This is a genomic window from Lactobacillus iners DSM 13335, from assembly GCF_000160875.1.
GTDB classification, from domain to species: domain Bacteria; phylum Bacillota; class Bacilli; order Lactobacillales; family Lactobacillaceae; genus Lactobacillus; species Lactobacillus iners.
Genome location: NZ_GG700802.1, coordinates 99988 through 117921 on the forward strand (window position 1 = coordinate 99988; position 17934 = coordinate 117921).

The window sequence follows — 17934 nt, forward strand, 5'->3', positions numbered from 1 at the left end:
TATTTGCTAAGTTATGAAGAAATTATTTCGGGATTTAGTCAAAAAATGTTGGCAGGGGATCATAATCATGTAGTTTTTTTACGTAACATAAAGAAAAGACTAGGTTCACCAGAGCAAGCTTTTAAAACTATTCATATTGCTGGAACTAATGGTAAAGGTTCAACGGGTATGATGATTAAAGGCGTTTTAGAGCATGCAGGATATAAAGTAGGATATTTTAATAGCCCTGCTTTAATAGATGATCGGGAACAGATTTCTATTAATAATATATTGATTAGTAGAAATGATTTTGTAGCTACATACTATGAAATTTTAAATAAGTTAAGCCCAGATGAAAGTGCCAAGATTAGTGTATTTGAGTGGTGGACGTTGATTATGCTTGTTTATTTTGCTAATAAAAAAGTTGATTGGGCAGTGATTGAATGTGGCTTAGGTGGAACAGATGATGCAACTAATATTATAAATGCACCAGAATATGCTATTTTTACGCATATTGCATTAGATCATATTCATATTTTAGGTGATACTGTAGAAAAGATTGCTAAAGCTAAGTCAGGAATTATTAAATATGGAACGAAGGCTACTATTATGGCTCCTTTACAGCAAAAAGCTGCTGCTAATATTATCAAAGAAAAATGTAGTCAAGTCCAAGTGCCATTAATTTTATCGGATGATATAGCCAAAATTAAGGTTCATAATAGAAAAATAAATATAATTGCAACAGATTTCACATTGGAAAGTTCTTTTTCCTTATTGGGTGAATATCAAAGAGAAAATTTAAAAACAGTTATCGCTTTGGTTAAGCAATTAATGCGTGAAAAAGTTTTAATTAGTTTAATGCCTTTAAAGCAAATGTTGGAAACGATTAAAATACCAGCAAGGTGTGAAAAAATAGCCTCTTTACCTGATGTTCTTATAGATGGAGCACATAATCCAGATGCTGCATATAATCTTGCTCAAACTATCATCAGTTTGCGACATGGTCGTAGAGTGATTATGATTTTAGGATTTTTGAAGGATAAGAATTATCAAAAAATGATTCAAATTTATCAAGAAATATCGCATGATTTTATTTTGACAGAACCTGATAATCTACAACGCAAATTGCCTGTTGCAATTTTGGCTCAAAATTTCAACAACCATGTAGTGCAAGCTGTGAATGTAAGATCTGCTCTAAAAATAGCTCGTCAAAATGCTAAACCTGATGATCTTATTGTGGTTACAGGTTCATTTTATTTAGTGAAAGATTTAATAAACGATGATTAGTAATAAAATGAATTTTGTTATAGCAAGTAATAATATCAAAAAAGCTAAAGAATTAGAGAATATTTTATATCATTTAGGATATCAAAGTATAATTTATAGCGAATTGATGCCTTATATTCAGTTTCCTAATGAGCAAAATAATAGTTTGGAGCAAAATGCCTGTATGAAAGCAGAATTTATTAGTCATTATTTGAATAATGAACTGGTTATAGCTGATGATACAGGATTATATTTAGATGCTTTTCCACAAGAATATGGTGTTAGTACCAAAAGACAATTGATGAAAGAATGTAAGAATGGTAATTTTAATCAATATTTGCTCAATAAGGTTAAAGAAAAAGATAGAAAGATGACTTTGAGGTCTGTAGTCGCATTAGCTCAAAATGGTGTCATAATTGCTAAAGGAGCAGGTAAAATGCGGGGTAAAATTGCTTTAGAGGAATTAGGAAATATGTCGACAGGTTTTGACAAAATAGTAATTCCTGATGGATCTACTAAAACACTAGCTCAAATTGATTGGAACACTCGCTTTTTATATTTGCATCGAGCAATAGCACTGCAGAATCTTTTAAAGAAAAGGAATTTTAGTTAATGGAAATAAAAGAAATTAAATATGACAAAATAAATATTGAGGGACTACCCTTACAAATTATCAAGAGAGATATTTTGCAAAGACAAGAGATTGTCTTGTCTTGGCAGGGTATTGAATGTGTGGAAAATAAAATAATAGATTTTTTGAATCATTTTGATATTCCGCTTTTTAGATGCGAAAATACTATTCAATTTCTTTTTCCAATAACTGCTTTAAAAATATTTGCAGCTAAATCTAAAATATTATGGCCAGATGATGAAAAATTAGCATTAAGTATTGATACAATTATTAAATCTCATTGCATTATTTGGAAAGCAGGTCGTTTTACTTTCGATATTACTGATAAGCCATTAGTTTATGGTATTTTAAATGTTACCCCCGACTCATTTTATGATGGTGGTCAATATTATGCACCAGAAGATATGAAAAAACACATTGCAAATATGGTTGATTCAGGTACAGATATTATTGAAGTAGGCGGACAAACTACTAAACCAGGAGGATATGTTGAAGTTAAGCCTGAAGATGAAATTATGCGGACGATTCCTGCTATTAAATTTATTCATGATAAATATCCTAATATAGCCATAGCTATTGATACTTATAAGCTACCGGTAATGCAAGCTGCTATTGAAGCTGGGGTTGATATTATTAATGATGTTAGAGCATTTGATTCTTATCAAAAACGAGCATTAATGGCTAAAAGCAATGTGGGATTAGTTACTATGCATAGTAGCCGTGAACATGAGTATGATAATTTAAGTGATGAGATGATAAAATTTTTTAAAGATAATTTAAAAACACTTATAGATGCGGACATTGATTTAAATAGAATTATTTTAGATCAAGGTATTGGTTATGCTAAGGTAGCTGATGGTTACCAAGATTATACGATGATGCGTAATCTGGATCAGTTGAACAAATTTAATCGTCCTATTATGGTAGCAATATCACGTAAGGGATTTGGTAAAAAATTATTCAATTTGAATAAGGAAGATCGTTTACCTGTAACATTAATAGCCGAATCGGCAATGTTTTTACGTGGTGGAAGAGTGATTAGAGCTCATGATATTGCAGAAACTTATCAATTAGTTAATATGTTAGATATCATTAATCACAGTTATTGGTTTAGATAAAAAAATATTTTTATTTGCTAAAGATAGATTAAGGTAGTACAATATAGTAGTTGTATTTGTGGATTTATACCTCACATCTGCAACCGCACACAGATGGTTAGAAGTGAATCTAAAAAAGATTTCACCATTTCGTGGCGAGTCTAAGTATTTTTATGGAGGTGTACGTATGTACGCAATTATTAAGACCGGTGGTAAGCAATATAAGGTTACTGAAGGTGCTAGCATTTTTGTTGAGAAACTTGATGTTGAAGAAGGCACTGTAGTAACTTTTGATGAAGTTATCCTTGTAAATGATGGTGAGTCAACTAAGATAGGAACTCCTGTTGTTAAAGGTGCTAAGGTGACTGCTAAAGTTGAAAAACAAGGCAAGGAAAAGAAAGTTGTAACTTTCAAATACAAGCCTAAGAAACATTCACATTCTAAGTATGGTCACCGTCAACCTTACACCAAGGTAATTATTGAAAGTATTGAAGCTTAATTAAGGGGGAAATAATATGATGATCGATAATCTTGTACAACTCAAGTTATTTGCCCACCACAAAGGTGGAGGTTCTACTACTAACGGTCGTAATTCAGCAGGTCGTCGTTTAGGTACTAAGCGTGCTGATGGTCAACAAGTTACTGCAGGTGCTATTATTTACCGTCAACGTGGTACTAAGATACATCCCGGAAAGAACGTAGGTCGTGGTGGCGATGACACTTTATTTGCATTAACAGATGGTGTTGTTAAATTTGAACGTTTGGGTAAAGACCGTAAACAAGTTTCTGTTTACTCAGCTGAAGAAGCAAAATAATTATTTAAAAAGCTAAACGTATTTTTTAACGTTTGGCTTTTTTTATCTACTTTGAGAGGTAAAAAGTATGGATGCAAAGTCAAAATTATTAACTCTGATAAATGCTAGAATAGAAAAAGTTACAAAATTAATTAAAGAAAAAAATGCAGATGCCTTGATTATTATAAATCAAGCTAATTATCGTTACCTAACAAATTTTACAGGTGAGGAAGCTGAACTTATTCTTTGTGCTAATGGTGACAGGATTTTGTTATCTGATTCTAGATTTGCTGGACAAATAAAAAAGCAAGCTCCTGGCGAAATGAAAGTAATTATGAAACATAAGAATTCAGTTAGCGAAATTACTGAGCAATTACGTCATCTATCTTTGAAAAAAGTTTTAGTTGAAGGTGAAGCTATTTCTGCTATTGATTATCAAAATTTGGTTAATAGTAATTCAGATATAGAATTTGAAATGGCCTTAGAGTTGGTTGAAGTTGCTAGAAATGTTAAAGATGAATTGGAATTGGATGCATTAAAACAAGCAATAGCCATTTCATCGCAGAGTTTTACAGAAATTTTGCCAATGTTACAACCGGGTGTAACTGAGCGTGAAATTGGAGCCAAGCTAGACTATTTATTTAAATTAAATGGTGGTGATGGCCCTTCTTTTGATACTATTATTGCTTCAGGATATCGCTCAAGTTGGGCCCACGGCGTAGCAAGTGATAAAAAATTACAAAAAGGCGAGCTTGTGGTAATTGATTTTGGTAGTTTTTATCATGGATATACTGCAGATATTACACGTACAGTGGCTTTAGGCCAAGTTCCTGCTGAATTGCAAAAAATTTATAAGATTGTTTATGAAGCTCAAAAACAAGGAATTGCTACTGCTGTTGCTGGTAAGACCGGTGCTGATGTTGATAAGGCTGCTCGCGATTATATTTGTGAGCAAGGATATGGTCAATATTTTGGTCACGGAATTGGACATGGTATAGGGTTAGAAATACATGAGCTTTGTATGCCAGCTTTACCTTTTAGTAAGGAAGTTTTAAAAGATAATATGGCTATTACTGTAGAACCTGGAATTTATTTGCCAGATTTTGGCGGTGTAAGAATAGAAGACGATATTTTAATTAATGGTAATTCGCCTGAGACGATGTCCAAGTTACCTAAAGAAGAATTGCTCGTTTTATAATTTTTATAAAAGTAATTTAATTACTATCAAAAGTTAACCAATATTTGATAAGATAGATGTATTAAGAAGTGAGGTAAGTTCCTATGACTATGATTTCAGTTAATGATTTTAAAAATGGTTTAACTATACAATATAATAATGATATTTGGCGTATTGTTGAATTTCAACATGTTAAGCCTGGTAAAGGCGGTGCATTTGTTAGATCGAAGTTAAAGAGCCTAAAGACAGGTGCTGTTCAAGATTATACTTTCAGATCAACAGCTAAGGTTGAAGATGCAGATGTCCAGACTAAGACTATGCAATATTTGTATAATGATGGTACTAGTTTTGTATTTATGGATATGGCAACATATGAGCAATTAGAAGTTCCAGAAACACAAGCTGAAGCTGAAGCTAAGTTTTTAAAAGAAAATATGGTTGTTAATATTATTATGCATGATGGTAAAACATTAGGTATAGAGGTTCCAAATACAGTTGATCTTGTAGTTAAAGAAACAGCACCTGCAACATCAACGGGTTCAGGCAAGCCTGCTACTATGGAAACTGGGTTAGTAGTTACTGTTCCAATGTTTATAAATGTAGGGGATGTTTTAACTATTAATACTGCAGGAAATGGTTCTTATGTATCTCGTGCTAATAAATAAATTTTGATGGTATAGGAATAGAGGTTGGTATTATGCCAGAAAGTTCAACAATTCTTTTATCTAATAATGAAAATGGCGATGAAACTAGAGTAGATTTAGGTGTACTTGAGGTTATTTTAGGAATTGCTGCTAAAAAGGTTGATGGTGTTAATGAGATGCGTGGTTCCTTAAAAAGTAGTATTGATAAAATCTTTGGGCGTAGTAATCAAGGCAAAGGTGTCAGTTTAACTAATCGAAATGGTAATTTAATTGCTGACGTGTATGCCTATTTTGATTATGGTGTCAATGTGCCTAAAGTTGCATTAGAATTACAAAAGCAATTAGGATTGCAATTAGAGCAAATGACTAATTTGAAATTAGTGGAAACTAATATTCATGTGGTAGGTTTAATTTCAGAAGATGATAAGAATAATACTAAGGTAGAATATAAAGAGGTAAAAAACTAATGACACAGCATGATGTGAGAGTGATTGCAATGCAGGCATTGTATCTTGCCGATCAGGTACATGAACATGAAGATGTTGATGCTATCAAGAAAAAAACCATGGATGTACTTGATATAAAAGAATTTCCCGATTATGCTTATGAAATTTTACAAGGTGTTATGAAAGAAAAAAGCTCAATTGATGCCAACTTAGCTAAGTATTTAAAAAAAGGTTGGACACTTGAGCGATTAAATAAAATCGATCTTGTTATTCTAGAAGTTGGACTATTTGAAATACAAAATAGTAAAGTGATTAAGCCAGTGTCTGCGTTAAATGAAGCATTAAATATGTGTGATGAGTTTTCATCTGCAAAATCAAAAGGTTTTATTAATGGTATATTGGCTAACTTTATTGATAAATAGGTGATTATGAGGTCGGCAGTGCCGACCTCATTTTTTAAGGGGGATTTATATTTGACTTTAATATTGGATGGTAAAGAGCCAGCAAAAAAAATAATAGATGAGCTTACATTAGAGGTAGAGCATTTAAAAGCTAAAAATATATTGCCTACATTTTGCGTAATTGAAGTTGGAGAAGATCCAGCAAGTAAAATATATTTACGCTTAAAACGTAAGCTTGCTAAGAAAATAGGTATTAACGAACAAACAATTAAATTCCCAGGTGACATCAGACAAGATGAATTAATAGACAAAATTAAGGAACTGAATGCAGATCCTCATGTGGATGCTATCATGGTTCAATTACCTATACCTGAACATATTAATACTCGACTAGTGTTGGAAGCAATTGATCCTACAAAAGATGCAGATGGATTCACTCCTTATAATCAAGGGCGGATGTGGCAAGGGCAAGTAAATATTATTCCTGCTACAGTGAGAAGTATTATGACTATACTAGATTATTATCAATTAAATGTTGAAGGTAAAAATGCTTTAATTATTGGACGAAGTATTATTGTAGGAAAACCTGTTGCTAGTCAATTATTAGCTCGTAATGCTACTGTGACGATTGCACATTCTCACACTAGAAATTTACAAGAGCTTACCTTACTAAACGATATAATTATTTCAGATGTCGGTCGTGCACATCTAATTACTAAAAATATGGTAAAACCAGGTAGTATACTAATTGATGTTGGTATGAATAGAGAAAATGGTAAATTAATGGGAGATATAGAATATGATGATTGTTTGCCAATCGCTGAAGCTATTACTCCTGTACCTGGTGGAGTAGGTCCGTTGACGGTAGCCAATTTGATGAAACAAGTTATTATTTTAACTAAATTGAGGCATAATTATGGAAACTAGTCCTAAATATTTAACAGTTACAGATTTAAATTTTTATCTGTCTAAAAAATTTAAGAACGATCCTTATTTGCATAAAGTGTTTTTACAAGGTGAAGTATCTAATTTTAGACTGCGTATGAATTCAACTCAATATTTTTCATTAAAAGATGAGAAATCAAAAATAAATGCTGTAATGTATAAATCATTTTTTGAAAAAGTAAAATTCAAATTAGTAGAGGGAATGAAGGTATACGTTTCAGGATATATTGACTTATATTCACCGCAGGGATCGTATCAATTCTATGTGCATACTATTGAACCTGCTGGATTAGGTGCATTGTTTGAACAACTGAGACAACTAAGGGAAAAGTTAGATAAAGAAGGTCTGTTTGCAGATTCTCATAAAAAAAAGATACCTAAATTTCCTGATAAAATAGCTGTTGTAACTAGTGCATCTGGTGCTGTTATTCATGATATTATGGTGACAGCAAATAGAAGATTCCCGCATGTAGAAATTGATTTATTTCCTACAATTGTACAAGGTAAAGATGCTGCTGCTTCCATAATTGCTTCATTACAGCAGATAGCAGCTTCACAAGATAAATATGATGTAGTTATTATTGGTCGTGGTGGCGGATCATTAGAAGATTTGTGGCCATTTAATGAGGAAATGGTAGTACGCCAAATTTATAGTATGACGATGCCTGTAATTTCATCTGTTGGTCATGAAACTGATACCACTTTATCAGATTTAGTAGCTGATAAAAGAGCAGCCACGCCAACTGCAGCAGCGGAGTATGCTACACCTGAATTATCAGCGATTACGTTGCAAATAATAGAACTAAGAACGCATCTATATGCTGCTATACGTTCAATAATTAATAGTGATAAGATATTATTTAATAGAACTAAAAATTCTGTATTTTTACGAGAACCGCAACGTTTTTATGATGAAAAAATGCAAACGTTGGATCTTTTAGAACAAAAGTTAGAACAAGTAGCGAATAATTATTTGCTTAATGTAAAAACAAAATATCAATTGGTAAATCAAAGTTTATTATCTACCAATCCCCATCAAATAATTAAACATCACTATCAAGAATTAATTTTCAAAACACAAAATTTGAATAAAAGTATGTGTTATTTAATTAATAATAACAAGAATAATTTTTATAATTTATCACAAAAATTAGATGATAATAGTCCTTTAAAGGCAATTAGTAGAGGGTATGTATATACTGCTAATGAGGATGGAAAAACTGTTACATCTGTTCATCAAATATGTGAAAATGATATTTTAAATTTGAATTTTAAAGATGGTTTGGTAAAGACAAGGGTTTTAAAAATAAAAGGTGAAAATCATGAGTGATCAAAAGAATACATTTGAAGAACAACTTAAACAATTACAAGACATTGTAACAAAATTGGAAGGTGGCAATGTTCCATTAGAAGATGCATTGAATCAATTTCAAGAGGGTGTCAAATTAAGTCGTGAATTAGAGCAAAAATTAAATGATGCTGAAAAAATAGTAGCTAAGTTAATCGATAAAGATGGTAATGTTAAGCAACTTAACCCTGAAGATTCCAATAGTCCAGAGGAATAAACATGAAATTAACTGATTTTTCTGAACTATATCTTCCACAAATTAATAGTTTTTTGAAAGAGCAACTAGAGTGCACAATTAATGATCATAAATTTAGTGAGATTATGTCATATTCAGTCTTGGCTGGTGGTAAAAGATTAAGACCACTATTATTTTTGGCTACATTAGAGATCTTATCTCACCCTATATCTGAAAAAGAAATAAAGATTGCGTGTGGAATAGAGCTAATTCATACTTATTCTTTAATTCACGATGATTTGCCTGCGATGGATAATGATGATTATCGTCGAGGTAAGTTAACATCACATAAAAAATGGGGAGAAGCTGAAGCAATTTTAGCTGGGGATGCTTTATTGCCTTTAGGAATTCAATGGATAGCAGAGGCTAGCAATTCTTATGAACTAATAAAAGTTATTACTAGGGCCATAGGACCTAATGGTATGGCTGGTGGCCAATATATGGATATAGATTCTACTAATAATTTATCGTATAAGCGTAATGAAACTTTTATTGATAAAATGGAATTTTTGAAAACTGGTTGTTTGATTGTAGCTAGTGTGCAAATGGCTGCTAAATATGCCAATAGTAGTGATAAAGTGCAAATGAATTTACTGCATTTTGCGGAGGCTTTTGGCAGAGCTTATCAAATTTATGACGATATTGTAGATATAATGCAAACTTCAGTACAAGCAGGGAAAAAGACGCATAAGGACGCAGATAATGGCAAAAATAACACATTGACTATGCTGGGATTAGAGAAAAGTCAAGCGGAATTATCTGACCTAATTGCCCGTGGTAAGGTAGCTATTAAAGATATAGATAATCAATTGTTGAGTGATTTTTTTGATTTGTATCGAAAGGCATTATAATGGAAAAAAAACGTGCAGATGTTTTATTATTTGAACAAGGTCTATTTTATTCAAGAACTGAGGCACAGCGTGCAATTATGGCAGGACTTATATCTGATCATAATCATCAAAGAATTGATAAAAGTGGCGAAAAGTTTCCAATAAATGAAGTATTTTATGTCAAAAAGGATAGTAGAAAATATGTTTCTCGTGGCGGATATAAACTGGAAAAGGCATTAAATGTATTTAATATTGATTTAACAGATAAAGTCTGTTTGGATATAGGTGCTTCAACTGGTGGCTTTACTGATGTGGCACTTCAAAATCATGCAAAATTAGTTTATGCACTAGATGTAGGTTATAACCAACTTTCATGGAAATTGCGTGATAATCCACAAGTAATTGTGATGGAAAAACAGAATTTTAGATATAGTACTCCAGCTGATTTTACAGAAGGATTACCTGATTTTGCGATGACTGATGTTTCTTTCATATCCTTAGATTTAATTATGAAGCCAATGTTCGAAATTTTAAAAAATAATTGTGATGCAGTCTGTTTAATAAAACCGCAATTTGAAGCAGGACCAGAAAATGTAGGAAAAAATGGGATAGTCCATGATCACTGCGTTCATTGTAATGTCATTGAACATACTATTTTAGAAGCTCAAAAGATTGGGTTCAATGTGATTAATTTAGATTATTCGCCAATTAAAGGTGGAAAAGGTAATATTGAGTTTTTAATTCATCTGCGTAAAGACTTAAATCATTTAGGTGAGAATTTGTGGCAAGGTGATATTGAAAAATTAGTTCTAGCTGCAGTTGCTGATTTATAGGAGATTATTAATATGCTTGTTGAATTGGATATCCAAAATTTTGCTGTGATTAAGTCATTAAAAGTATCATTTAAAGAAAATATGACAGTTTTAATAGGTGAAACAGGTGCAGGTAAATCAATCATTATAGATGCTCTATCATTACTTTTAGGATCAAGAGCTCAAATAGATATGATACGTTCTGGTGAATCCAAAGCAATAATTACAGGATTATTTAGTGTAGATGATACAAATAAAGTATTGATAGATATGTGTATTGAAGCTGGGATCCCCTTAGATGATAATCAACTAGTTATTTGTAGAGAATTATCGATTAAAGGTAGAAGTATTGTTAGAATTAATGGGCAAATTACTACTATTAATGTTTTGAAAAATCTTAGCCAATATTTAGTTGATATACACGGTCAAAGAGATATGCAAATTTTGATGGATCAAGATTTACATATTAATTTATTGGATAATTATGCTAATAATGATTTCAAAGAGAGCTTGAGTCAATATCAAAAAATATATGCTAAATGGCAAGAAATTAAGCAAAGACTTTCTGCAATTAGAAAGAATGCTCAAGAAATTGCTCAAAAACATGATATTTTGGAATATCAGCTTAATGAGTTAAAGGCAGCCAATTTAACGGATGAAAAAGAAGATGAAAGAGTTGATGATGAATATCGTCAATTAACTAATTATCAAAAAATTATGACTGCTGCAAATTATTTCATGCAATTGTATGAAGATGAACAGGGATTATCTACATTGCTAGATGACGGTCAAAAAACGGCTAGTGAGTTAGCTGGATATAGTGTACAATTTTCAAATTTTGAAAAAACATTTAATGATGGAGTGTATGCTTTAGAAGATGCACATGAAGAGTTGACCTCGATTATCGATAATTTGGAATTTGATAGTGAACATTATGCATATTTAACAGAGCGAATCAACTTGTTAAATACACTGAAGAAAAAGTATGGACCAACTTTAAAAGATGTTTTCATATTCTACGACAATATACAACGTGAAATTAATCAATTTGATAATCAATATTTTGATGAAGAAAAGTTGAATAAAGATTTGCAATCTTTGCAAGCAAAATTGATGACTTATGCCGACGAATTAACGCAAGCTAGGAAAAATAATGCTAAAATTTTGGAGAAAAAAATAAAGCAGGAATTATCTAGTTTATATATGGATAAAGCACGATTTGTCATCAAAATAGAGCCATGTAATACTTTTAATAAATTTGGTTTAGATAAAGTTGCTTTTATGATAGCTACGAATCCAGGGGATGATTTACATCCGTTGGTCAGAATAGTTTCAGGAGGAGAACAATCACGTTTGTTATTAGCTTTAAAGGCCATTTTTAGTGAAAGTGAACCTGTTGGAACAATGATTTTTGATGAAATAGATACTGGTGTGTCTGGTAGAGTTGCTGCGGCAATAGGTAAAAAAATGCATAAGATAGGCTTAGCAAAACAAGTGATAGCTATTACACATTCACCTCAAGTTGCTGCAGCAAGTGATCATCATTTTGCTATAAGCAAGATAGTTAAAGATGGTGAAACATTTACCAAAGCTCTTTCTTTAAATAAAGACGAAACAGTAATTACTATTGCTAAAATGATGGCTGGCAAAGATATTACTGAGATTTCTAAGCAAAATGCTTTAGAACTTATTACTAAGTTACATAATGAATAACTGATATGTTAATATATCTTTTTTATTCAAAAGTTATTAATTGCTTATCAGACAACTATCTTCTTTAAAGTTAATTTTGATATACTAAGTTATAGGTGAGAAAATTGAATGAATTGCAAAAAAATGAATTATATTCTAATTTGTATGGTTTTTATGGAAAGCTTTTAACTAAAAGACAGCAAGATTATTTTGAAGATTATTATTATAGTGATTTGTCTTTAGGTGAAATAGCAGATAATCATGGAGTGAGCAGGCAAGCCGTTTTTGATAATTTAAAACGTTCATGCAAATTATTGAACAATTTTGAAACAAAGTTGCGTATGAAAAGTGATTATGATTTTTTTGAACAATCATTGCAAAAGTGTATAGATAGTTTAAATGTTAATGACTATGTAGCAACACAATCAGTAATAGAAGTAATGCTAAGTAGATTAAAGGGAGAATAATATGGCTTTTGAAAATTTAAGTGAAAAATTGCAAAAAGCATTAAGAAAACTTACTGGTAAAGGTAAAATTTCTGAAAATGATATCAATCAAGCGTCTAGAGAAATTAGATTAGCATTGTTAGAAGCAGATGTTAATTTTAAAGTAGTCAAAAAATTTATTAAAACTATTAAGGCTGAAGCTTTAGGAAAAGAAGTTCAAGAGAGCTTAAATCCTGGTCAACAAATTATAAAAATAGTTAATGATGAGTTAACAAAAATGATGGGTAGTGATACTGCATCTATTATTGAGGCGAAGCATATACCTACTATAATTATGATGGTTGGTTTGCAAGGAACTGGTAAAACTACTACAGTAGGAAAATTAGCTAATTATTTAATTAAAAATAAAAAAGCAAGGCCACTTTTAATTGCTGGTGATATATATAGACCAGCTGCTATTGATCAATTAAAGACAATCGGTGCATCTTTAGATGTTCCAGTTTATAGTGAAAATAATACAGATGTAGTAGCTATTGTTGAAAATGGATTGATGCAAGCAGATAGAAATCATAATGATTATGTCATTATTGATACGGCTGGACGTTTAGAAATTGATGATCAGTTGATGGATGAGTTAAAAAATATTGTTGATGTAGCTCATCCTGAAAATATCATATTGGTTGCTGATGCAATGACAGGTCAAGTTGCTGCAACAGTTGCTGAAGGATTTAATTCAAAATTAAAATTGACTGGTTTGATTTTGACAAAACTTGATGGTGACACACGTGGTGGTGCAGCATTATCTATTAGAGAAGTTACAGGATTGCCGATTTTGTTTACTGGTCAAGGAGAGAAGTTAACAGAACTTGATACATTTCATCCTGATAGAATGGCTTCAAGAATTTTAGGTATGGGTGATATGTTGAGTCTGATTGAAAAGGCTCAGCAGGATTTTGACGCTAAAGAAGCAGAAAAAGTTGCTCAAAAAATGCGTGAAAATACCTTTGATTTTAATGATTTTGTTGATCAAATGGATCAAATGCAAAAAATGGGACCATTAGATCAAATAATTAAGATGATACCAGGTATGGCTAATAATCCAGCATTGAAAAATTTTAAAGTACCTGATAAGCAAATCGCACATACTAAAGCTATAGTGTACTCGATGACACCAGCTGAGAGAGAGGATCCAGATCTGTTGAATCCTTCTAGGAGACGTAGAATTGCTGGAGGATGTGGATTATCTGTTGTAGAAGTTAATCGCATGATTAAGCAATTTAAGCAGGCTAAGGATATGATGCAAAAGGTAACATCGGGTAATTTTAAAGGATTAAGTAATCTACCTGGAATGGATACTCCTATGGCTAAAATGGCAATGAAATCGATGAGTAAGAATTTTAAAAAGAATAAACAAAAACGTCTGAAAAAGATAAAAAGGTTCCATTCATAATATTTTTTAGCTGTTAAGTAAAAAAGCTTTACAGACATTTTTATTTTGTGGTATACTAATTAAGCAAAATATTTAGGAGGAAATTTACTAATGTCAGTTAAGATACGTATGCGTCGTATGGGCTCAAAAAGAAAGCCTTTTTATCGTTTAGTTGTTGCTGATTCACGTATGCCACGTGATGGTCGTTTTATTGAGGAAGTTGGTTTTTATAATCCACTTTCAGATACTGATAGTGTTAAACTTGATGAAGAAAAAGTATTTGCTTGGCTTCAAAAAGGTGCCCAACCTTCAGATACTGTAAGAAGTTTGCTTTCAAAAGCTGGCTTGATGAAGAAATATCACGAAGCAAAATATAATAAGTAATTATTGATAGTTTGGGATTGATTTCTCAAACTATTTTATTTATGGAGTTAATTTAATGACAGAATATTATTTTGTTGGCAAAATAATTAATACTCACGGCTTAAAGGGTGAAGTTAAAGTCAAAGCAGAAACAGATTTTCCCCAGCAGCGTTTTTGCCCCAATAGTAGTTTATATATCAGTGCTGGAGATCAAAAAGTAAAAATGACAGTAGAAACTGCTAGATTTCATAAACAAGCATATTTAGTTAAATTTTTACAGATTAATGATATCGACGAAGCAAATAGAATTGTTAATAAAAATCTTTATGTCTCTGATGAAGATCAAACTGATTTACCGAAAGGTTCATATTATATACATCAATTGATTGGTCTTGATGTATTTGATTATGAAACCAAAAGAAAAATAGGTATATTGACTGATATTGAAATGCCAGGAGCTAATGATATATGGGAAATAACGCCTAGCAAAGGAAAAATATTTTGGATACCTAATATTTCATCTGTCGTTAAGCAAGTTGATCTTGTCAATAAAAAAATTGAGGTAATTTTGTTAGAAGGATTAAGAGATGAAAATTAATGTATTAACTTTATTTCCGGATATGTTTGCACCAGTCCAACAATCAATGTTAGGGCGTGGACTTGAAGACAAAAAATGGAATTTAAATTTAATAAATTTTCGTGACTTTACTTCAGATATTCATCATCATGTAGATGATAGTCCCTATGGTGGTGGTGCTGGTATGGTTTTACAAATTATGCCTATAAAAAAGGCCTTGGATACCATTGAAAACAAAGGAAAAGTTATTATTACTGCACCACAAGGGAAAACTTTTAATCAGGAAATGGCACGAGAATGGGCACAAGAGGATAATTTAACTTTTATTTGTGGCCATTATGAGGGCTTTGATTATCGAATCTATGATTTTGTAGATGAAATTGTTTCAATAGGAGATTTTGTTTTAACTGGTGGTGAATTGCCAACTATGAGCATGATTGATGCAACAGTTCGTTTGTTACCAGGTGTTTTAGGCAATGCAGCATCTCCAGTGGATGAATCATTTTCACATGGCTTGTTGGAGTATCCTCAATATACTAGACCTGCTGATTTTGAAGGTAAAAAGGTCCCTGAAGTATTAATGTCAGGTAATCATCAAAAGATAGCAGAATGGAGATTGAAAGAGGCATTGAGAATGACATATAAAAAGAGACCTGATATGTTAGCTTATAGGGTATTAACAGCACAGGAGCAAAAACTATTAGAGGAAATAAAACGTGAATCTTAAATATAGTTATTTACATTTTTTTTGAGATTTGTTACAATTATCGATGTGGTTTTAGCCACGAGTTATGGGTGTTCCGCTGACATGTATGTGTATGAATGCCGTAGAAGGAGAGATATTCATGGATCCATTAATTGCAGAATTAACAAAAGAACAACTTCGTACTGATATTCCTGAATTTCGTGCAGGAGATACTGTTAGAGTTCATGTACGTATTGTTGAAGGTACACACGAACGTATACAGATGTTTGAAGGTGTCGTAATCAAGAAGAAAGGTGCGGGCATTAGTGCTACATATACTGTACGTAAGATTGCGTCAGGTGTAGGTGTTGAACGTACTTTTCCTGTGAATGATCCACGTGTTGCTGAAGTAGAAGTTCTACGTCATGGTCGTGTACGTCGTGCTAAGCTTTACTACTTACGTGATCGTCATGGTAAGGCAGCAAGAATTGCTGAGAAACGTCGTGGATAATATATATTAAGTCATATTTATGACTAAGAAAGCATTGGATTGTATTTTTCCGATGCTTTTTTATTTAAATATATATATCTGATATTGTTTAATTATGATAATATACACTTATGGATAATTAGAATAGGAGAACAGTTATGAATAAGAAAAAATTGTTCGTTGGCACTTTAATGCTAGCTTTAATGTTATCTGGTTGTACTAAGCAAGATGATCGTAGTGCAATTAATGTAAAGGCTCATAATAATTCTTCAACAAAGGTTAATAAAAAAGTAGTTGAAGCAAATAATAAAAAAGAAAATTCTAGATTGATATTCTTTAATAAAAAAATAAAAAGTGTAACATCTGGTATTCTTTTACCACAGGATGATGGTCTTAAACAAGGTAGTTCTAACCTTAATATGAGATTTGAAAATAATCCTGATCAGAGCGTTGTATATTATAGTGTTGGTGAGTCTAAGCAGAAATTTAATGATGAAATTTTAAAAAAAGAGCTACCTTATGCAATTTTGACAATGAGATCAAATATGACTAATGAGAAAATGGATAAATTGATTGGATATCGAGATGCTAAGGATGATGCTGGATTACGTCAAATAAAATTGAATGACAGTATTACTGCTGCTGTTGATGCTGGTGCTGGTCAACAATATTTACATTTCGTTAAGGGAAATTGGTCTATTATCGTACATGCTAGTTCTATAATGAATCAATCTGCTGAAAAACCTGCTTTAAAATTATTGAATTTAATAGAAAAGTATGGATTACCAAAGACGACAGGTAAGTCTACCATTTATATAACCGCTGGAAAAAGCAAAGGCTCTTTGAATAACGTATTTAAGTGGCAACTTAATGATAAATATTATCAGTTAGATACACATAGTCTTACGACTGCATTAAAAATGTTATCCAGTCTTGAATAAATAAAAAATGTTGTATGAGTTTTTATACCTTATACAACATTTTTTTAATTAGTTAAGTTTCTATATATGCCCACTACAGTGCCTAATATTTTTATGTGCTTAGATTTGAAATGGTGGTCTAATTTGGCAAGTTTTATTTTATCAAAGCTGTTTGCATATACGATTATATCATTAATATTAATTTCCTTATTTTTTAAATGAATAATTAACATATCATTGTTCATAATTTGCAACTCGTTTAAAGAAGTATCGGGATATTGCCATATTAGTAATTGGTTATCGTAATTTTGTAAATTAGGTAGCATAGGAAACTGGTCTATGATATCGCTTTTGGCAAAATATGGTTTTTTTGAACGAATATTTTTAACTAGAGGAATGGCTTTAGAATCAAGATTTAATTTTTTATTACCTAATTGAGTAATTTCAATAGCACGAGGCTTAGCTGCATTTCTGACTATCCATCCTTTTTTTTCTAAACGCAATAAATGACCATGTACTGTAGCTGTTGAGGATAATCCAATGCCATCACATATTTCTCTTACTGTGGGTGGAAAATTATTTTTTGATATATAATTGTAAATGAAACTTAGTATTGCTAGTTGTTTATTTTTATCATTAGTTAATTCCATGATGACTCTCCTTGATTAAGGATATTCTAACAACAATACTTTAGTTAGTAAATAAAAAATATGTTATACTTTTATTG

General features: G+C 31.6%; 23 protein-coding genes and 1 other annotated feature. Of the genes, 22 read left to right on the forward strand and 1 reads right to left on the reverse strand.

All coding sequences use genetic code 11. From position 1 onward, the window contains the following. The first annotated feature begins 3 nt into the window (after window positions 1-3). From HMPREF0520_RS01315 to HMPREF0520_RS01420, 22 genes are all read left to right on the forward strand, one after another. Entirely contained in the window at window positions 4-1266 is a 1263-nt protein-coding gene (locus tag HMPREF0520_RS01315; RefSeq protein WP_006729100.1) for a bifunctional folylpolyglutamate synthase/dihydrofolate synthase, read from the forward strand. Then, a complete protein-coding gene (locus tag HMPREF0520_RS01320) occupies window positions 1259-1858 on the forward strand; it encodes a non-canonical purine NTP pyrophosphatase (protein WP_006729101.1) in 600 nt (199 codons plus the stop codon). Before HMPREF0520_RS01315 ends, HMPREF0520_RS01320 begins: the two co-directional genes overlap by 8 nt. Then, complete coding sequence (gene folP / locus HMPREF0520_RS01325) at window positions 1858-2994, forward strand: dihydropteroate synthase (RefSeq protein ID WP_006729102.1); 1137 nt, start codon at window positions 1858-1860, stop codon at window positions 2992-2994. Before HMPREF0520_RS01320 ends, folP begins: the two co-directional genes overlap by 1 nt. Window positions 2995-3065: 71 nt before the next feature. Beyond that, window positions 3066-3146, forward strand: a sequence feature (ribosomal protein L21 leader region). 14 nt (window positions 3147-3160) lie between these two features. Continuing rightward, window positions 3161-3472 carry a 50S ribosomal protein L21 gene (rplU, locus tag HMPREF0520_RS01330; RefSeq protein WP_006731828.1) on the forward strand — a complete coding sequence of 104 codons (312 nt, stop codon included), beginning with the start codon at window positions 3161-3163 and terminating at the stop codon, window positions 3470-3472. Window positions 3473-3488: 16 nt separating this feature from the next. Then, entirely contained in the window at window positions 3489-3788 is a 300-nt protein-coding gene (rpmA, locus tag HMPREF0520_RS01335; protein WP_006729104.1) for a 50S ribosomal protein L27, read from the forward strand. Window positions 3789-3855: 67 nt separating this feature from the next. Beyond that, window positions 3856-4965: a M24 family metallopeptidase gene (locus tag HMPREF0520_RS01340; RefSeq protein ID WP_006729105.1), complete on the forward strand. Its 1110-nt coding sequence runs from the start codon at window positions 3856-3858 to the stop codon at window positions 4963-4965. Window positions 4966-5048: 83 nt separating this feature from the next. Beyond that, a complete protein-coding gene (efp, locus tag HMPREF0520_RS01345) occupies window positions 5049-5609 on the forward strand; it encodes an elongation factor P (RefSeq protein WP_006730980.1) in 561 nt (186 codons plus the stop codon). 32 nt (window positions 5610-5641) lie between these two features. Continuing rightward, window positions 5642-6055, forward strand: a complete 414-nt coding sequence (locus tag HMPREF0520_RS01350; protein ID WP_006729107.1) for an Asp23/Gls24 family envelope stress response protein — start codon at window positions 5642-5644, stop codon at window positions 6053-6055. After that, window positions 6055-6456 carry a transcription antitermination factor NusB gene (gene nusB / locus HMPREF0520_RS01355; RefSeq protein WP_006729108.1) on the forward strand — a complete coding sequence of 134 codons (402 nt, stop codon included), beginning with the start codon at window positions 6055-6057 and terminating at the stop codon, window positions 6454-6456. Before HMPREF0520_RS01350 ends, nusB begins: the two co-directional genes overlap by 1 nt. Window positions 6457-6507: 51 nt before the next feature. Next, complete coding sequence (locus HMPREF0520_RS01360; protein WP_006734582.1) at window positions 6508-7362, forward strand: bifunctional 5,10-methylenetetrahydrofolate dehydrogenase/5,10-methenyltetrahydrofolate cyclohydrolase; 855 nt, start codon at window positions 6508-6510, stop codon at window positions 7360-7362. After that, entirely contained in the window at window positions 7352-8710 is a 1359-nt protein-coding gene (gene xseA, locus HMPREF0520_RS01365) for an exodeoxyribonuclease VII large subunit (protein ID WP_006729110.1), read from the forward strand. The genes HMPREF0520_RS01360 and xseA overlap by 11 nt, the downstream gene beginning before the upstream one ends. Beyond that, window positions 8703-8945 (forward strand): exodeoxyribonuclease VII small subunit, encoded by a 243-nt coding sequence (locus HMPREF0520_RS01370; RefSeq protein ID WP_006729111.1) that lies wholly within the window; start codon window positions 8703-8705, stop codon window positions 8943-8945. The genes xseA and HMPREF0520_RS01370 overlap by 8 nt, the downstream gene beginning before the upstream one ends. A gap of 2 nt (window positions 8946-8947) precedes the next feature. Next, window positions 8948-9814 carry a polyprenyl synthetase family protein gene (locus HMPREF0520_RS01375; protein ID WP_006729112.1) on the forward strand — a complete coding sequence of 289 codons (867 nt, stop codon included), beginning with the start codon at window positions 8948-8950 and terminating at the stop codon, window positions 9812-9814. Next, on the forward strand, window positions 9814-10626 hold the full coding sequence (locus HMPREF0520_RS01380) for a TlyA family RNA methyltransferase (protein WP_006729113.1): 813 nt from the start codon (window positions 9814-9816) through the stop codon (window positions 10624-10626). Before HMPREF0520_RS01375 ends, HMPREF0520_RS01380 begins: the two co-directional genes overlap by 1 nt. A gap of 12 nt (window positions 10627-10638) precedes the next feature. After that, window positions 10639-12318 carry a DNA repair protein RecN gene (recN, locus tag HMPREF0520_RS01385; RefSeq protein WP_006729114.1) on the forward strand — a complete coding sequence of 560 codons (1680 nt, stop codon included), beginning with the start codon at window positions 10639-10641 and terminating at the stop codon, window positions 12316-12318. Window positions 12319-12422: 104 nt separating this feature from the next. Then, complete coding sequence (ylxM, locus tag HMPREF0520_RS01390) at window positions 12423-12764, forward strand: YlxM family DNA-binding protein (RefSeq protein WP_006730955.1); 342 nt, start codon at window positions 12423-12425, stop codon at window positions 12762-12764. Between the two features lies 1 nt (window position 12765). Further along, window positions 12766-14193, forward strand: a complete 1428-nt coding sequence (ffh, locus tag HMPREF0520_RS01395; protein WP_006729116.1) for a signal recognition particle protein — start codon at window positions 12766-12768, stop codon at window positions 14191-14193. Window positions 14194-14283: 90 nt separating this feature from the next. Further along, window positions 14284-14556, forward strand: a complete 273-nt coding sequence (gene rpsP, locus HMPREF0520_RS01400) for a 30S ribosomal protein S16 (protein WP_006729117.1) — start codon at window positions 14284-14286, stop codon at window positions 14554-14556. 55 nt (window positions 14557-14611) lie between these two features. Continuing rightward, window positions 14612-15133, forward strand: a complete 522-nt coding sequence (rimM, locus tag HMPREF0520_RS01405; RefSeq protein ID WP_006729118.1) for a ribosome maturation factor RimM — start codon at window positions 14612-14614, stop codon at window positions 15131-15133. Further along, window positions 15123-15839, forward strand: a complete 717-nt coding sequence (trmD, locus tag HMPREF0520_RS01410) for a tRNA (guanosine(37)-N1)-methyltransferase TrmD (RefSeq protein ID WP_006729119.1) — start codon at window positions 15123-15125, stop codon at window positions 15837-15839. Before rimM ends, trmD begins: the two co-directional genes overlap by 11 nt. A 118-nt stretch (window positions 15840-15957) precedes the next feature. Beyond that, window positions 15958-16308: a 50S ribosomal protein L19 gene (rplS, locus tag HMPREF0520_RS01415; protein WP_006730924.1), complete on the forward strand. Its 351-nt coding sequence runs from the start codon at window positions 15958-15960 to the stop codon at window positions 16306-16308. A gap of 137 nt (window positions 16309-16445) precedes the next feature. Then, window positions 16446-17228, forward strand: coding sequence for a hypothetical protein (locus HMPREF0520_RS01420; protein ID WP_006729121.1), 783 nt, complete (start codon window positions 16446-16448; stop codon window positions 17226-17228). Window positions 17229-17272: 44 nt separating this feature from the next. Here the strand turns inward: HMPREF0520_RS01420 and HMPREF0520_RS01425 are convergent, their stop codons facing one another. Then, window positions 17273-17857 (reverse strand): LexA family protein, encoded by a 585-nt coding sequence (locus HMPREF0520_RS01425; RefSeq protein ID WP_006729122.1) that lies wholly within the window; start codon window positions 17855-17857, stop codon window positions 17273-17275. Window positions 17858-17934 lie beyond the last annotated feature (77 nt).

Coding starts and splice junctions, on each gene's coding strand:
- rimM (WP_006729118.1), top strand. CDS start 14,612: ATGACAGAATATTATTTTGTTGGCAAAATAATTAATACTCACGGCTTA.
- HMPREF0520_RS01350 (WP_006729107.1), top strand. CDS start 5,642: ATGCCAGAAAGTTCAACAATTCTTTTATCTAATAATGAAAATGGCGAT.
- HMPREF0520_RS01370 (WP_006729111.1), top strand. CDS start 8,703: ATGAGTGATCAAAAGAATACATTTGAAGAACAACTTAAACAATTACAA.
- HMPREF0520_RS01420 (WP_006729121.1), top strand. CDS start 16,446: ATGAATAAGAAAAAATTGTTCGTTGGCACTTTAATGCTAGCTTTAATG.
- rpmA (WP_006729104.1), top strand. CDS start 3,489: ATGATGATCGATAATCTTGTACAACTCAAGTTATTTGCCCACCACAAA.
- HMPREF0520_RS01425 (WP_006729122.1), bottom strand. CDS start 17,857: ATGGAATTAACTAATGATAAAAATAAACAACTAGCAATACTAAGTTTC.
- xseA (WP_006729110.1), top strand. CDS start 7,352: ATGGAAACTAGTCCTAAATATTTAACAGTTACAGATTTAAATTTTTAT.
- HMPREF0520_RS01320 (WP_006729101.1), top strand. CDS start 1,259: ATGATTAGTAATAAAATGAATTTTGTTATAGCAAGTAATAATATCAAA.
- ffh (WP_006729116.1), top strand. CDS start 12,766: ATGGCTTTTGAAAATTTAAGTGAAAAATTGCAAAAAGCATTAAGAAAA.
- rpsP (WP_006729117.1), top strand. CDS start 14,284: ATGTCAGTTAAGATACGTATGCGTCGTATGGGCTCAAAAAGAAAGCCT.
- recN (WP_006729114.1), top strand. CDS start 10,639: ATGCTTGTTGAATTGGATATCCAAAATTTTGCTGTGATTAAGTCATTA.
- HMPREF0520_RS01375 (WP_006729112.1), top strand. CDS start 8,948: ATGAAATTAACTGATTTTTCTGAACTATATCTTCCACAAATTAATAGT.
- HMPREF0520_RS01340 (WP_006729105.1), top strand. CDS start 3,856: ATGGATGCAAAGTCAAAATTATTAACTCTGATAAATGCTAGAATAGAA.
- efp (WP_006730980.1), top strand. CDS start 5,049: ATGACTATGATTTCAGTTAATGATTTTAAAAATGGTTTAACTATACAA.
- rplU (WP_006731828.1), top strand. CDS start 3,161: ATGTACGCAATTATTAAGACCGGTGGTAAGCAATATAAGGTTACTGAA.
- trmD (WP_006729119.1), top strand. CDS start 15,123: ATGAAAATTAATGTATTAACTTTATTTCCGGATATGTTTGCACCAGTC.
- HMPREF0520_RS01380 (WP_006729113.1), top strand. CDS start 9,814: ATGGAAAAAAAACGTGCAGATGTTTTATTATTTGAACAAGGTCTATTT.
- rplS (WP_006730924.1), top strand. CDS start 15,958: ATGGATCCATTAATTGCAGAATTAACAAAAGAACAACTTCGTACTGAT.
- folP (WP_006729102.1), top strand. CDS start 1,858: ATGGAAATAAAAGAAATTAAATATGACAAAATAAATATTGAGGGACTA.
- nusB (WP_006729108.1), top strand. CDS start 6,055: ATGACACAGCATGATGTGAGAGTGATTGCAATGCAGGCATTGTATCTT.